The sequence below is a fragment of the Rhodopseudomonas sp. RCAM05734 genome, assembly GCF_052658035.1.
Genome location: NZ_CP199742.1, coordinates 2,462,110 through 2,476,540, shown reverse-complemented (window position 1 = coordinate 2,476,540; position 14,431 = coordinate 2,462,110). Strand labels below are relative to the sequence as shown.

Here is a 14,431-nt window from a genome sequence, read left to right as displayed (position 1 = left end):
ATGGCTTCCAGTCTTTCCGAACTCGTCGAAGAGGCTCGCCTGTCCGCACGCGCATTGCTGGACTATGGCGAAGGCCTGTTCAATCCGACCGTGCGACTGGGTGTCACCGGCCTGTCACGCGCCGGCAAGACGGTGTTCATTACCGCGCTGGTGCATGGGCTCACGCGCGGCGGACGCTTCCCGGTATTCGAATCGCTGGCCACCGGGCGCATTGCCAAGGCCCGGCTGGCGCCGCAACCCGACGATGCCGTGCCGCGTTTCGCCTATGAAGACCACGTCCGCACGCTGATCGACGAGCGGCGTTGGCCGAACTCCACCGTGGATATCAGCGAGCTGCGCCTAGTCATCGACTACCAGCGCCACAACGGCGCCGACCGCACGCTGACCCTCGACATCGTCGACTATCCCGGCGAATGGCTGCTCGACCTGCCGCTGCTCAACAAGTCCTATGAGGAATGGTCGGCCGAGAGTCTTGGCCTCGCCCGGCAGGGTCCGCGCGCAGCGATCGCCGGGCAATGGCTGGCGCACCTCGCCACGCTCGACCCCGTTGGCCGCGAGAACGAACAGGCGACATTGATCGCGGCAAGACTGTTCACCGACTATCTGCGCGCCTGCCGCGACGAGCGTTTCGCCATGAGCCTGCTGCCGCCCGGCCGCTTCCTGATGCCGGGCAATCTGGCGGGCTCGCCGGCGCTGACCTTCGCGCCGCTCGACCTCCCGGCCGACACTACGGCGCCTGATGGCTCGCTGTGGGCGATGATGCGGCGGCGCTATGAGGCCTACAAGGACGTGGTGGTGCGGCCATTCTTCCGCGACCACTTCTCACGGCTGGACCGCCAGATCGTGCTGGTCGATGCGCTCGCGGCCTTCAATGCCGGACCGGAGGCGTTGCACGATCTCGAAGCCGCATTGGCCGGGATTCTCGACTGCTTCCGCATCGGCCGCACCACCATTCTGAGCCAGTCTGTTCCGGCCGCGGGTCGATCGCATCCTGTTCGCGGCCACCAAGGCCGATCACCTGCATCATCTCAGCCACGATCGGCTTGAGGCGGTGTTGCGGCGAACCGTGGACAAGGCCGTGGCACGCTCCGAACTGGCCGGCGCCGCGGTGGACGTGGTGGCGATGGCCGCGGTCCGTGCCACCAGGGAGGCGCTGGTGCAGCGCGGCCGCGACAAATTGCCCTCCATTCTCGGCACCCCCGTCGCCGGCGAGGTCGCCAATGGCGAAAGCTTCGACGGCGCGACGGAAGTGGCGACCTTCCCCGGCGACCTGCCGACGGATCTCGATGGCTTCTTCGGCGGCGGCTTCAGCGGGCTGTCGAGCACCGCCGCGGACAAGGCCGATTACCGCTTCCTCAGATTTCGCCCCCCGCTGCTTGAGCGCCAGGGCGCCGAGGAGCCGGCGCTGCCTCACATCCGCCTCGACCGCGCGCTCCAGTTCCTGATCGGAGACAGGCTGCAATGACAACCACCCCGCGGCGCCCGGCCACGTTCCGGCTCGACGATCCCCATGTCGTCGTGATGGATGCCGACGATGAGGCCGGCCGGCTGACGCGTGGCACCGTGCGCATCACGCCGGAGGCCGACGCCATGGCGATGCCGGTGGTGATCGACGCGCCGCAGATCGCCGCACGCAAAGGCTTTCGCTGGGGCACGCTGTTCTGGTGCGCGCTCGGCGGTCTGGTGCTGATGGGCCTCGGCCTCAGCGTCACCCATCTGGTCGAGGACCTCTACGCGCGCAACGAAGGGCTTGGCTATTCCGGATTGACACTGGCGGCGCTGGCGGCGATCGCGCTGGTGGTGATCATCGCCCGCGAAGCGCTCGCTCTGGTCAGGCTGGCCACCATCGAGAGCCTGCACCTGCGCGCACTTGACGTTCTCGCCAGTGACGACCGCGCCGGAAGCCGGGTCGTCGTCCACGACCTGCTGAAGCTAGCGCATCGCAACCCGCAACTGGCCCGCGCGCGCAGCGCGCTGCAAAGCCATACCGACGACATCATCGACGGCGCTGACATGATCAAGCTGGCCGAGCGCGAGCTGATGGGGCCGCTGGATATCGAGGCGCGCCGCCTCGTCTCAGTCGCGGCACAGCGTGTGTCGGTGGTCACCGCGATCAGCCCGCGCGCACTGGTCGACGTGCTGTTCGTGGCGGCTGCAGCGGTGCGGCTGGTGCGGCAACTGGCGCTGCTCTATGGCGGCCGGCCCGGCGCGCTCGGCATGATCCGGCTGATGCGCCACGCCATCGGCCACCTCGCCATCACCGGCGGCATGGCCGCCAGCGACAGCATGATCCAGCAGATGCTCGGCCACGGCATTGCGGCGAAGCTGTCGCAGCGGCTCGGCGAAGGCATCCTGAACGGCCTGCTCACCGCGCGGCTCGGCCTCGCCGCCATCGACGTCACAAGGCCATTGCCGTTCACCGCACTGCCGCGCCCGGTGCTGAGCGATCTCGCGAAGGATCTGTTGCGCAAGCGCGACGGCGAAGAGGCTGTTTGAGTCAAAATTGACGGCGGTCATGCTCCCTCCCCCTTGCGGGGGAGGGGCCGGGGGTGGGGGGCCACGAACGCCGGCGCTTGTGGACCCCCACTCCCGGCCCCTCCCCGCAAGGGGGAGGGGAGGTCGAGCGCCATTTCAACTAACGCGTTGCGTGCAGATGTAGCGCGGCTATTTGATCGTTCGGCAATGCCATCGCCAGATTTGGCCAGCGATAGAACGGCGTGCCGAGCGGCGGGTTGAGGTCGGGGGTCCAGCCGGTGAGCTTGTCCATGGCATAGGTCTTCATCGCCACCCCGCGCCACACCGTATCGACCACGGCGACGCGCGTGAGCACCGCCGGCGTCGCGGCCAGCAGGGCGCGATTGTCGTCGTTGGTCTGTGCGACGTAGAGGCCGGCATGATCCCTGATCAGCGTCAGGCCGGGATCGCGGAAGCCGAGGAAGCGCGCGCGCTGATTGACCTGCACGACCGGCACCTTGTCCTTCAGGTGCCAGCGCAGCATGGCGTAAGTGCGATAGTCGGTCGTGGCGATCCAGGTCGCGCCGGCGCGGTCCATCTCCACCAGCGCGCGTGCCGCCAGCGGTCCGTAGCCGGCCTCGCCACCGATCGGATCGGCCCGGCCGATCAAATTCCACGGGCTGGCGACGCAATACAGGAAGACCAGCAGCACCAGCGCAATGCCCGAGCCGATCGCGGCCTTCATCCACGGCGCGGCCGACTGGATCATCCAGGCCGGCCAGCGCTCGCGCGGCAACAGCGTGATGTTGATCGCAGCGGCGGCGAAGCCGGCGGGCCACAGGAACATCGCCCAGGTATCGCCGATCCGCAGCGTCAGCGACTTCCAGACGAAGTAGACGAACGGCACCAGCACGCAGGTCGACAGCAGGATCGCCACCGGCTCGCGCCGGCGATAGCCGCGCCATGCGGTGATCAGCACCGCCGACAGCACCACGGGAAACAGGATCGGACCAACCTGACCGAACTGCAGGCCGAGAAAATCGCCCAGCGTGCGCAGCGACACCGCGTTGTCGGTGGTGGCGCGGACGAACTGGAACTTGAACGACGCCCAGTCGTGCCCGGCATTCCAGATCAGCACCGGGGACGACACCACGAAGGCGATCAGCACGGCGGCCCACGGATACGGGCTGCGCAGCCAGCGCGTCCGCCACGCCGGCACCAGCAGGAAGGCCAGCACCGCCGGGACCAGCATCACCACGGTCAGTTTCGACAGCAGCGCCAGCCCGGCGAACAGGCCGGCGGCCAGCCACCATCGTCCGTCATTGCTTTGCGCCAGCCGCACCAGCGACCAGATCATCGCCACCGCGAACGGGATCATCGCCACGTCCGGCGCGACCTTGGCCATCAGCAGCCCGTAGTACAGCGCGGCCTCCGGCATCAGCACCGCGAACGCCACCGCGCGAAAATCGTGGGTGACGCGGCGCACGATGTCGCCGAGCAGCAGTTGTGTCACCGCCATCGCCAGCAGGCCGGCGAAGCGCACCCCGAAATTCGTGTCACCGAAGATCGCGGTGCCCAGCCGGATGAACCAGGCGATCATCGGCGGATGATCGAGGAACGACAGCACGTTCTCCTTCGACCAGGTCCAGTAATAGGCCTCGTCGGTGCGCAGGTCGAACACCCCGGCATAGATCCCGCGCATCGCGGTCAAGGCAACCACCAGCGCCACGACGGCCAGCAAGCTGCGGCGCGAAACGTTTGGATCTATCGGCTGGACCATGCTCATGGCGGAGCTTTTGGGCGGCCCGCGGCATGGTGTCAACTTGTTGACATCGCTGGCGCAAAGCGCAGCAAAACGGCGCCGGACGGTAGCAACGCCGGCGGTCTCCCTCTAGGGTCGGACGATGCGCATGACCCACCAGACAGCAGCGAGGCGAGCGGCTCGATGATCGAAGCAACGCCAACGGCCCGCGGCGCCGCACTCCGCGGCTTCAGCGTCCGGCAGTTGCGGCTGGCCTGCGGCGTGGTGCTGTTCAGCTACCTGGTCAGCCACTTCCTCAATCACGCGCTAGGCAACATCTCGCTGACGGCGATGGCGTCCGGGATGATGATCCACACCCGGTTCTGGCAGTACCCGCCGGTGGCCATGACGTTCTATGCAGCCGCCGCCATCCATGCCGGGCTCGGCATCTGGGCGCTGTATGAGCGACGGCAGTTCCACCGGAAGGCGATCGAGCCGCTGCAGCCGATCCTCGGCCTCAGCATCCCCGCACTGATCATTGCCCATGCCGTTAACATGCGCCTCAGCGGCGTGCTGTTCGAGCAGGAGCGCGGCTACCAGCAGGTGCTGTACGGCTACTGGGGCGCCGGCCCGCTGAAGATATGGCTGACCCACCTCACCGTCCTGATCGCCTGGACCCATGGATGCATCGGGCTGTATTTCTGGCTGCGGCTGAAGCCGTTCTTCAGGTCCGCGGCACCGGCTCTTCTGGCCGTCGCGGTGCTGATTCCGACACTGGCCTTGCTGGGACTCTACCAGGGCGGTCGCACGGTCATGCGCGACAGCGCAGCGCCGGAATGGCAGAAGCAGAACCTGTCGATCGGGGAAGTGGGCACGCCGGAGCAACAGGACGTGCTCGACGATATCGCGAATGGCCTGATGCTCGGCTACGGGGTCTTGCTCGGCCTGGCAGTGACGGCGCGTGGCGGGCGGGCGCTGCTCGACCGCCGCGGCGGCATGGTCAGCCTGTCCTATGGCAATGGCCGGACCATCCGGGTGCCGAAGGGCCTCAGCGTGCTCGAGGCCAGCCTGCGCCACCAGATGCCCCACGCCAGCGTCTGCGGCGGCCGCGCCCGCTGCTCCACCTGCCGCATCCGGGTGATCGGCAACAGCAGCGCCCTGCCCGCGCCGTCGCCGCGCGAGAGCTTCGTGCTCGATCGTGTGGGCGCTTCCGCCGACCCGTCGATCCGGCTCGCCTGCCAGTTGCGGCCGACCGCGGACCTCGCCTTCTTCCAGCCGTTCCTGCCGCACGCCGCAAGCGCCAATGCCCACGCGGCGAATCCGGCGCGCATCGGCCAGGAACGCTATCTGGTCAGCATGTTCATCGACATGCGCGGCTCGACCAGGATGGCGGAAAAACGCCTGCCGTTCGATACGGTATTCATCGTCAACCGCTTCCTCGGCGCCGTGTCGCAGGCCGTGATCGCGTCGGGCGGTCAGCCCAACCAGTTCGTCGGCGACGGCATGCTGGCGCTGTTCGGCCTCGGTGCCGATCCTGCGACGGCCTGCCGCCAGGCGTTGCAGGCGGCGGCGATGATCGCCACCAATATCGGGGAACTCAGCCAGTTCCTCAAAGATGATCTGCCTGAGCCGATCGGCTTCGGCATCGGCATCCATGCCGGAGAGGTGATCGTCGGCGACATAGGCTATCACGACCACATGGTGTTCACGGCGCTCGGCGACGCCGTCAATGTCGCGGCGCGATTGCAGGACATGACCAAGAGCATGGCTTGCGAAGCGATCGTCTCCGCCACCGTGTTCGAGACCGCCGGCGTGGCGGCGGATGCGCTGCCGGCTCATGACGTGACGATCCGCGGTCGCGTCGCGCCGATGATGGTGCGCGCGATTGCCGATGCGCGCGGTCTGGCAGGGCTGGCGACGCAGGGCGACTAAGCCGGGGATATCCGTCCGGGGAAAGCCGGTCGCGAAGCGCACGGATTTCCATGGAAAGCCGCGGTGCGGATAACGAATTCTTGTTGAATGTGCCGGGTCGAGCGCTGGTCGATCGCCTGCGACAAATTGACAGGACCGGCAACCATGCGACTATGGCGCAAACGGGCGCGGTGATGACCGGCCTGCGCAAGATCGCTTCGGAGGAAGCCCATGCTCGACAGACGAGAGATGATGAAGCGCGTCGGCGCAGGCCTGGCAGCGCTCGGCACGGCAGGGCTCGATCCGGTCACCGCCTTTGCACTGGATACGGTGACGCTGCCATTCGACAACGGCGAGCGACCGCTGGTGAAATATCCGCAGAAGCGCCCGATGATCGGCCTGACCAGCAGGCCGCCGCAACTGGAGACGCCGTTTGCGATCTTCAACGATGGCGCCATCACCCCCAACAATGCGTTCTTCGTCCGCTATCACCTCGCCGACATTCCCTACAACATCGATCCGGACACGTTTACGCTGGAGATCAAGGGCAGCGTCGAGCGTCCGCTCAAGCTGTCGCTGAAGGAGATCAGGAAGCTTCCCGCGGTCGAACTCGTCGCCGTCAACCAGTGCTCGGGCAACAGCCGCGGTTTCTTCACCCCGCGCGTCGCCGGCGGCCAGCTCGGCAACGGCGCCATGGGCAATGCACGCTGGCGCGGCGTGGCGCTGAAGACGCTGCTCGACCGGGCCGGCGTCAAGGCCGGCGCGAAGCAGGTGACCTTCAACGGCATGGACGGACCCGTCAGCGACAAGACGCCGGACTTCGTCAAGGCGCTGGACATCGATCATGCCCGCGACGGCGAGGTGATGCTGGCCTACGGCATGAACGGCGAAGACCTGCCATTGCTCAACGGCTTTCCGATGCGGCTGATCGTGCCCGGCTATTACGGCACCTACTGGGTCAAGCACCTCAACGAGATCACGGTGATCGACGATGTCTTCGACGGGTTCTGGATGAAGTCGGCCTATCGCATTCCCGACAACGACTGCAACTGCCTCGAGCCGGGGACCGCGCCGAAGGCGACAATCCCGATCAACCGCTTCACGGTCCGCTCCTTCATCACCAACGTGACCGATGGGGCGAAGCTCAAGGCCGGCCGCGTGACCTTGAAAGGCATTGCCTTCGACGGCGGCAAGGGCATCAAGGAAGTCGCAGTGTCGACCGACGGCGGCAACAGCCGGACGCCGGCGAAGCTCGGCAAGGACCTCGGCAAGTACTCGTTCCGCGAATGGAAGCTACCGGTAAAGCTGGCGGCCGGCCCCCACGCACTCAAGGTGCGCGCCACCAGCAATGGCGGCCAGGTTCAACCTGCCGAATCGCTGTGGAACCCGGCGGGCTATCTGCGCAACGGCATCGAGACCACCCGCGTCACGGCCGCATGAGGCGATCGATCATGAAACAGTCCATCCGTGCACTGGTCGCCCTCGTGGCGATGACCTGCGGCGCTACACTCGCTGCGAGCGCCAGGCCTATCAACTATCAACTGCCCGACGAGACCGCGGCGTTCAAGCCGGGACCGGGTGTTGAGGCCGCACAGAACAACTGCACGGCGTGCCATTCCGCCGACTACATCCAGACCCAGCCGCGCGGCCCGAAGTTCAAGAAGGATTTCTGGCAGGCCGAGGTCACCAAGATGATCAAGGTCTACGGCGCGACGATCGACGAGGCGGATGTCGGCAAGATCGTCGATTATCTCGCCGCGACCTATTAGGATCGGGCCGGACCGGCCGGGAATCGCGCTGACCTGCGAAGCGGTCGACTTTGCGGGAAATAGACCTTGACCGTGCCTCGCGGCGTTCGGCCGCGGCAAAACGGTTCAAAAGCGGTCAAAAACGCTCTAAATGTCCCGATACCGTCGATATTGCACGAATTTTGCCCGTCGTTTAAGCTATCAAGCCGGACATATAGCGCGTATCGTGCGCATGTCGGATATGCCGGTTTGCGGGGACCGGCAGTTCGTTATCGATTTTTGATCCCGCGGAGACGACGTTATGGCTAAAGGTACTGTGAAGTGGTTCAACGCCACCAAGGGCTTCGGTTTCATCCAGCCCAGCAACGGCGGCAAGGACGTGTTTGTTCATATTTCGGCAGTTGAGAAGGCTGGTCTTTCTTCGCTGAACGAAGGCCAGACCGTTGAATACGAAGAAGTCGCCAACCGCGGCAAGACTTCGGCTGAAAACCTCAAGGTTTGATGCGACGGCGTGATCCGGACCGCTCTCCTCGACACAATCCAGGCCAGTTTCCGAACGATCACGTTTCAACAACATAGAGCGCATTCGGCAGCAGCGGTTACCTCCAAAGGGCTTTCCACTGTTGCGACGCAATCAGGTTCACGCAGATTGCGCTAATTCGATCCGCGGTGTGCGCTCTATAAACAATTCAGGTCCGCTTGAAAGATCCACGCGTTGGCTTCGGCCGCGCGTCGGCGCTCACTTCAAATCAACCCATTTATCGACGGTCATGACATCGGGCGCCTGCGCGTAGCCGCGCGTCCACATGTCCACGACCCAGCGCTCGCCGGTTGCGCGCTCGACCAGCACGGGTGTGTTGTGCGGCGTCTGCAGCACCAGGGCATTGCCGCGATACTTCGGCTCTCCCACCGTGTGATGCTTGAACAGACCCCACTCCTGCATCACCAGCAGCAGGCTGGTGACGTTGCGGGTGGTGTCCCAGCAATCGAAATTGTGCTTGTCGTCGAAATAGCGGAAATCCGCATTGGCGATGCGCTTGTCGGTGCCGATCACCGGTCCGACGCGGCGATCGAACCACACCACCGCCTTCTGCACCGCAGCGCGCTCGGCCGCCGCATTGGCACGGCCGGCTGCCATGATTTTCGTCAGCGCGGCGCGATCGCCCGAGGTAAAGCCCAGCTCATAACGCCGCTTGCAGACGAAGCCGTAGCAGATCGTCATCGATGAGGTCGTCGGCGGGTAGATCGACACCGAGGTATAGAGCTCGCTGATTCCAGGCGTCAGTTCGATCGCATGCGCGGCCGGCAGGCCCAGCAGCGCAATGACCGCAAGGGCCTGCGCAACGCGCCGTCTGAAATGCTCTATCCGCATGATGTGCCCGTCCGGTCGCCACAATTTTGCGGAAACTAGCGCAGCCGTTTTATCATGCCAAGCGTTGAGGAAGGCTGTTCCGGCGCCACGCCAATCGCAGGTTTGAAGCAGATGACATCGGGTCCCGCATTCCATGCGCCCTATGCTGCCGACGACGCAACCATGGCTGCAACGCTGCTCGCTGGCGCGCGGCTGACGCCGGCGCAGGAGACGCGGATCGACGCAACCGCGACGCGGCTGATCCGTGCGATTCGCGGACGTGACGACCGTTTCGGCGGCGTCGAGGACATGCTGCGGGAATACGCGCTGTCGACCAAAGAAGGCCTGGCGCTGATGGTGCTGGCCGAGGCGCTATTGCGGGTGCCGGACGCGGCCACCGCCGACCGCTTCATCGAGGACCGACTCGGCCACGGCGACTTCGTGCATCACGAAATCAGGTCGACTGCGTTCCTGGTCAATGCCTCGGCCTGGGCGCTTGGCGTGTCGGCGCGGGTGATCCAGTCCGGAGAGACGCCCCGGGGCACCATCGGACAACTCACAAAGCGGCTCGGCGCGCCCGCGGTGCGGGCCGCGACAAGGCAGGCGATGCGGCTGATGGGCAGCCACTTTGTCCTTGGCGAGACCATCGAGGCCGCGCTGCAGCGCGCCAAAACGCGAGACGATCGCGCGCCACGCTATTCCTTCGACATGCTCGGCGAAGGCGCGCGCACCCGCGCCGATGCGCAGCGCTATTGCCGCGCCTATCGAACCGCCATCGACGCCATCGGCCACAGCGCCGGCCACCATGCCCTGCCCGACCGGCCGGGCATTTCGGTGAAACTGTCGGCGTTGCATCCGCGCTTCGAGGCGATGAGCCGCGCCCGGGTGATGACCCAACTGGTGCCGGATCTGATCGCGCTGGCGCGCCAGGCAAAGACCTACAACCTCAACTTCACTGTCGATGCCGAGGAGGCCGATCGGCTCGAACTGTCGCTCGACGTGATCGCGGCGGCCTTTGCAGATCCGTCGCTGGCCGGCTGGGATGGTTTTGGCCTGGCGATCCAGGCCTATCAGAAGCGCGCCGGCGCAGTGATCGACTGGGCGGCTGCGCTCGCCGACAGCCTCGACCGCCGCATGATGGTCCGGCTGGTGAAGGGCGCCTATTGGGACAACGAGATCAAGCGCACCCAGGAGCGCGGCCTCGGCGACTACCCGGTGTTCACCCGCAAGGCGATGACCGACCTCAACTACATCGCCTGCGCGCAACGCCTGCTGGCGCTGCGACCGCGGATCTTTCCGCAATTCGCCACCCACAACGCGCTGACGGTGGCGACGATTGTCGAACTCGCCGGCGACAACGCTACTTACGAATTTCAGCGTCTGCACGGCATGGGCGAGGCGCTCTATGCGCAACTGATCGCCGATCGGATGCAACTTTCCTGCCGCACCTATGCGCCGGTGGGCAGCCACCGCGACCTGCTGGCCTATCTGGTGCGCCGGCTGCTGGAGAACGGCGCCAACTCGTCCTTCGTCGCGGTCGCCGGTGACAATAGCGTGCCGGTGGAAGTGTTGCTGAAGCGGCCGGCTGATATCATCGGCACCGCGGACCAGGCGCGGCATCCCCATATTCCGCTGCCGCGCGATCTCTACCGGCCGCAGCGGATCAACTCGCGCGGCGTCGAGTTCGGTGAGCGCGCGGCATTGCGGGAACTGGTCAACGAGGTCGCCGGCGCGACAGGCGGCGCATCGGTCGCCGATGCCACGCCAGAAGAGGCGAATGCCGCCATCGTCGCCGCACAAGCGGGCTTCCAGCACTGGAGCCGCACCCCGGCCGATGCGCGCGCCGCCGCTCTGGAGCGCGCCGCCGACCTGCTCGAGCAACGCCGCGCCGGCTTCATCGCGCTGCTGCAGCGCGAGGGCGGCAAGACGCTGGACGATGCGCTGTCGGAGGTCCGCGAGGCCATCGACTTCTGTCGCTACTATGCCGCGCACGGCCGCGTCCTGTTCGGCGACGGCGTAGCGATGCCCGGGCCGACCGGTGAGAGCAACCTGCTGCGACTGCGCGGACGCGGCGTCTTCGTGGCGATCTCGCCATGGAATTTTCCGCTGGCGATTTTCCTGGGCCAGGTCACGGCGGCGCTGACGGCCGGCAATGCGGTGGTGGCAAAACCCGCCGGACAGACGCCGCGCGTGGCTGCTGCCGCAGTGCAGTCTGCTCCATGAGGCCGGCGTGCCGGCGACAGCGCTGCATCTGGTGCCGGGCGATGGCGCGATCGGCGCGGTGCTGGTGGCACATGCCGGCATCGCCGGCGTGGCGTTCACCGGCTCCACCGAGGTCGCCCGCAACATCAACCGCGCTCTGGCGGCGAAGGACGGCCCGATCGTGCCGCTGATCGCCGAGACCGGCGGCATCAATGCCATGATCGTTGACGCCACCGCGCTGCCGGAACAGGTCGCCGGCGACGTAGTGACCTCGGCGTTCCGCTCTGCCGGCCAGCGCTGCTCGGCGCTGCGGCTGCTGTTCGTGCAGGAGGACGTCGCCGATCGCATGATCGAGATGATCGTCGGCAGCGCACGCGAGCTGCAGCTCGGCGATGTCAGCGATCCCGCCACCCATGTCGGCCCGGTGATCGACGCCGAGGCGAAGCACAAGCTCGATGGCCATATCGCGCGGATGCGGCAAGAAGCTCGCCTGCATTTCGCCGGCGTCGCGCCATCAGGCAATTTCGTGGCACCGCACATTTTTGAATTGTCCGACGCGGGGCAGCTCACCGAAGAAGTGTTCGGTCCGGTGCTGCACGTGGTGCGCTACCGCGCCGACGCGCTTGACGAGGTGGTGCAGGCGATCACCCGCAGCGGCTTCGGGCTGACGCTCGGCGTCCATTCGCGGATCGACGACATGGTTGAAGGCGTTATCGACCGGCTGCAGGTCGGCAACATCTATGTCAACCGCAACATGATAGGCGCGGTGGTCGGCGTGCAGCCGTTCGGCGGCTTCGGCCTGTCGGGCACCGGTCCCAAGGCCGGCGGTCCGCACTACCTGCCACGCTTCGCCACCGAGCAGACCGTGACCATCAACACCGCCGCGGCCGGTGGCAACGCAGCATTGCTGTCGGATGCAGAATAGGCCGCCGGTGCATCTTGCCGTGGCCAGCGCTGATCGGCATAAGATCGCCCCATGACATCGTCCATGACCGACAAACGCCCGCTTTTGCGCGCCATCTTCGACGCCGCCGTGGCCGCCGCCCATCCGGACAAGATCCTGGGCGCGCATTTGCCCGCGCCGCCGAAGGGCCGCATCATCATCCTCGCCGCCGGCAAGGCTGCCGGCGCCATGGCCGCCGCCGCCGAGGCGCACTATCTCGATGACCTCAAGATCGAGCCGTCACGCCTCATCGGCATCGCCACCACGCGCCACGGCCATGGCGTGCCGACACGCCGCATCACGGTGATCGAGGCCGGCCATCCCGTGCCCGACGAGGCCGGACTGAAGGGCGCCGACGACAGCCTGAGGCTCGCCGCCACCGCCGCTGCCGACGACCTGCTGCTGGTGCTGATTTCCGGCGGCGGCTCCGCCAACTGGATCGCACCGGTGGCGGGCATCAGCTTCCTGCAGAAACAGCAGGTGACGCGCGCGCTGCTGCGCTCCGGCGCCGCCATCGGCGAGATCAACACCGTGCGCAAGCATCTGTCGCGCATCAAGGGCGGCCGCCTCGCCCGCGCCGGCCAGCGCGCCGAGATCCTGACGCTGGCGATTTCCGACGTGCCCCATGACGACCCGGCGGTGATCGCGTCAGGCCCGACAGTGCCTGACGCCAGCACGCTGGCCGAAGCCCGCGCCATCGTCGCCAAATACGATCTTGCCATCGACGACGCGGTTCGCGCCGCCCTCGACGATGACGCCAACGAGAGCGTCAAGCCGGGCGATGCGGCGTTCGCACGCGCGCGCTACCAGATGATCGCGCGACCGCGCGAATCCCTCGACGCCGCCATCAAGGTGGCGGCAGATGCCGGCTACGAGATCGTCGACCTCGGCGCCGACCTCGAGGGCGAGGCCCGCGAGGTGGCTGCAGGGCATGCGCAGCTCGCCCTGAAGGCACGCGCGGACAACCGGAAGCTCGCGATCCTGTCGGGCGGCGAACTCACCGTGACCGTCACCGGCAACGGCCGCGGCGGCCCCAATCAGGAATATGCGCTGGCGCTGGCGGACTTGCTGAAAGACAGCACCGGCATGTCAGCGCTGGCCGGCGACACCGACGGCGCCGACGGCGGCGCCGGCAGCGCCGACGATCCGGCAGGTGCGATGGTCGATGCGAAGACGTTTGCTGCGATGCGCGCGCAGAACCTCGAGGCCGCCGCCTATCTGAAGAATAACGACGCCACCGCATTCTTCACAGCTACCGGCGACCTGCTGCATAACGGTCCGACGCTGACCAACGTCAATGATGTCAGGGTGATCCTGGTGGAGCGGGAATAGCGCACTGTCGTTCCGGGGCGCGGGCGGCGTCAGCCGAACGCGAACCCGGAACCTCGATGTGCTTTGATGAACATTTCGGGATTCCGGGGTCGCTCGCGCCCCGGAATGACGAGAGAGGAAGTCCTAAAAATCCCGGGCAATCGTCGCCAGCATGCCGAGCAGCGCGGTGTGGTTGGCCGGGCCGAGCACCTCGATCAAACGGGCCTCGTGCTTGGCGGTGACCAGTTTCTTGGCGCGGACCAGCGTGGCGCGGCCCTTGTCGGTGAGCATCAGGACATGGGAGCGGCGATCGTTGGGCGAACGCATCCGGGTGCACAGGCCGCGGCTTTCCAGCGCATCCAGCATGGCCACGAAATTGGGGCGGAGAATGCCGAGGGTGTTGGCGATCTCGGTCTGGTTGCGGCCGGGATTGTTGTCCAGCAGCAGCAGCACGGAAAACTGCGCCGGCGTCAGTTGCAGCGGCGCCATGCAGCGCATGAAGTCGTCGAACACCCGCAACTGAGCCCGCTTGAGCGAGTAGCCGAGCAGGCCGGCCAGTTCGCCGATCTGCAGTGTGGTGTCGTCGACGGCGGTGTCCTCAGGCAGCACCTGCAGCCGAAGGTCCATATCGGCATCTCTGGAAACAGGCATCGTGCAATCCCCGGCTACCGGTCAATGAGCGCAATACCCGGTCGAAATGCGGCGGCTCTTGAGATTATGATGGATAATCGTTATAGGATATACCATTACTGTATCAAATGAGCGGCAGA

Annotated in this window: 9 protein-coding genes and 2 pseudogenes; 8 read left to right on the top strand and 3 right to left on the bottom strand. The window is 66.3% G+C overall.

Features of this window, described 5'->3' with window-relative positions:
• A pseudogene (locus ACUXVA_RS11665) lies at positions 1-1,465 on the top strand (YcjX family protein).
• A complete protein-coding gene (locus ACUXVA_RS11660) occupies positions 1,462-2,496 on the top strand; it encodes a YcjF family protein (protein WP_445492242.1) in 1,035 nt (344 codons plus the stop codon). The pseudogene ACUXVA_RS11665 and the gene ACUXVA_RS11660 overlap by 4 nt, the downstream one beginning before the upstream one ends.
• Positions 2,497-2,635: 139 nt before the next feature.
• Here the strand turns inward: ACUXVA_RS11660 and ACUXVA_RS11655 are convergent, their stop codons facing one another.
• Positions 2,636-4,240 carry a glycosyltransferase family 39 protein gene (locus ACUXVA_RS11655; protein ID WP_445492240.1) on the bottom strand — a complete coding sequence of 535 codons (1,605 nt, stop codon included), beginning with the start codon at positions 4,238-4,240 and terminating at the stop codon, positions 2,636-2,638.
• Between the two features lie 159 nt (positions 4,241-4,399).
• On the opposite strand from ACUXVA_RS11655, the gene ACUXVA_RS11650 reads away from it, so the two are divergent.
• From ACUXVA_RS11650 to ACUXVA_RS11635, 4 genes are all read left to right on the top strand, one after another.
• Positions 4,400-6,127 carry an adenylate/guanylate cyclase domain-containing protein gene (locus ACUXVA_RS11650; RefSeq protein WP_445492238.1) on the top strand — a complete coding sequence of 576 codons (1,728 nt, stop codon included), beginning with the start codon at positions 4,400-4,402 and terminating at the stop codon, positions 6,125-6,127.
• Between the two features lie 210 nt (positions 6,128-6,337).
• The gene (gene sorA / locus ACUXVA_RS11645; protein WP_445492236.1) at positions 6,338-7,546 is read left to right on the top strand and encodes a SorA family sulfite dehydrogenase catalytic subunit; all 1,209 of its coding nucleotides are present in this window, start codon (positions 6,338-6,340) and stop codon (positions 7,544-7,546) included.
• 50 nt (positions 7,547-7,596) lie between these two features.
• On the top strand, positions 7,597-7,875 hold the full coding sequence (gene sorB / locus ACUXVA_RS11640) for a SorB family sulfite dehydrogenase c-type cytochrome subunit (RefSeq protein WP_445493277.1): 279 nt from the start codon (positions 7,597-7,599) through the stop codon (positions 7,873-7,875).
• Between the two features lie 280 nt (positions 7,876-8,155).
• Positions 8,156-8,356: a cold-shock protein gene (locus ACUXVA_RS11635; RefSeq protein ID WP_143576103.1), complete on the top strand. Its 201-nt coding sequence runs from the start codon at positions 8,156-8,158 to the stop codon at positions 8,354-8,356.
• Positions 8,357-8,593: 237 nt separating this feature from the next.
• Here ACUXVA_RS11635 and ACUXVA_RS11630 read toward each other — a convergent pair whose 3' ends face one another.
• Positions 8,594-9,226: a hypothetical protein gene (locus tag ACUXVA_RS11630; RefSeq protein WP_445492233.1), complete on the bottom strand. Its 633-nt coding sequence runs from the start codon at positions 9,224-9,226 to the stop codon at positions 8,594-8,596.
• Positions 9,227-9,337: 111 nt separating this feature from the next.
• Here ACUXVA_RS11630 and putA point away from each other — a divergent pair.
• Together putA and ACUXVA_RS11620 are read left to right on the top strand one after the other, a co-directional pair.
• Positions 9,338-12,332 (top strand): annotated as a pseudogene (putA, locus tag ACUXVA_RS11625) (bifunctional proline dehydrogenase/L-glutamate gamma-semialdehyde dehydrogenase PutA).
• A gap of 63 nt (positions 12,333-12,395) precedes the next feature.
• The gene (locus ACUXVA_RS11620) at positions 12,396-13,682 is read left to right on the top strand and encodes a glycerate kinase type-2 family protein (RefSeq protein WP_445492231.1); all 1,287 of its coding nucleotides are present in this window, start codon (positions 12,396-12,398) and stop codon (positions 13,680-13,682) included.
• Positions 13,683-13,805: 123 nt separating this feature from the next.
• On the opposite strand, the gene ACUXVA_RS11615 is transcribed toward ACUXVA_RS11620, so the two are convergent.
• Complete coding sequence (locus tag ACUXVA_RS11615; protein WP_445493276.1) at positions 13,806-14,288, bottom strand: MarR family winged helix-turn-helix transcriptional regulator; 483 nt, start codon at positions 14,286-14,288, stop codon at positions 13,806-13,808.
• Between the last annotated feature and the right edge of the window lie 143 nt (positions 14,289-14,431).

Coding starts and splice junctions, on each gene's coding strand:
- ACUXVA_RS11660 (WP_445492242.1), top strand. CDS start 1,462: ATGACAACCACCCCGCGGCGCCCGGCCACGTTCCGGCTCGACGATCCC.
- ACUXVA_RS11655 (WP_445492240.1), bottom strand. CDS start 4,240: ATGAGCATGGTCCAGCCGATAGATCCAAACGTTTCGCGCCGCAGCTTG.
- ACUXVA_RS11650 (WP_445492238.1), top strand. CDS start 4,400: ATGATCGAAGCAACGCCAACGGCCCGCGGCGCCGCACTCCGCGGCTTC.
- sorA (WP_445492236.1), top strand. CDS start 6,338: ATGCTCGACAGACGAGAGATGATGAAGCGCGTCGGCGCAGGCCTGGCA.
- sorB (WP_445493277.1), top strand. CDS start 7,597: ATGACCTGCGGCGCTACACTCGCTGCGAGCGCCAGGCCTATCAACTAT.
- ACUXVA_RS11635 (WP_143576103.1), top strand. CDS start 8,156: ATGGCTAAAGGTACTGTGAAGTGGTTCAACGCCACCAAGGGCTTCGGT.
- ACUXVA_RS11630 (WP_445492233.1), bottom strand. CDS start 9,226: ATGCGGATAGAGCATTTCAGACGGCGCGTTGCGCAGGCCCTTGCGGTC.
- ACUXVA_RS11620 (WP_445492231.1), top strand. CDS start 12,396: ATGACCGACAAACGCCCGCTTTTGCGCGCCATCTTCGACGCCGCCGTG.
- ACUXVA_RS11615 (WP_445493276.1), bottom strand. CDS start 14,288: ATGGACCTTCGGCTGCAGGTGCTGCCTGAGGACACCGCCGTCGACGAC.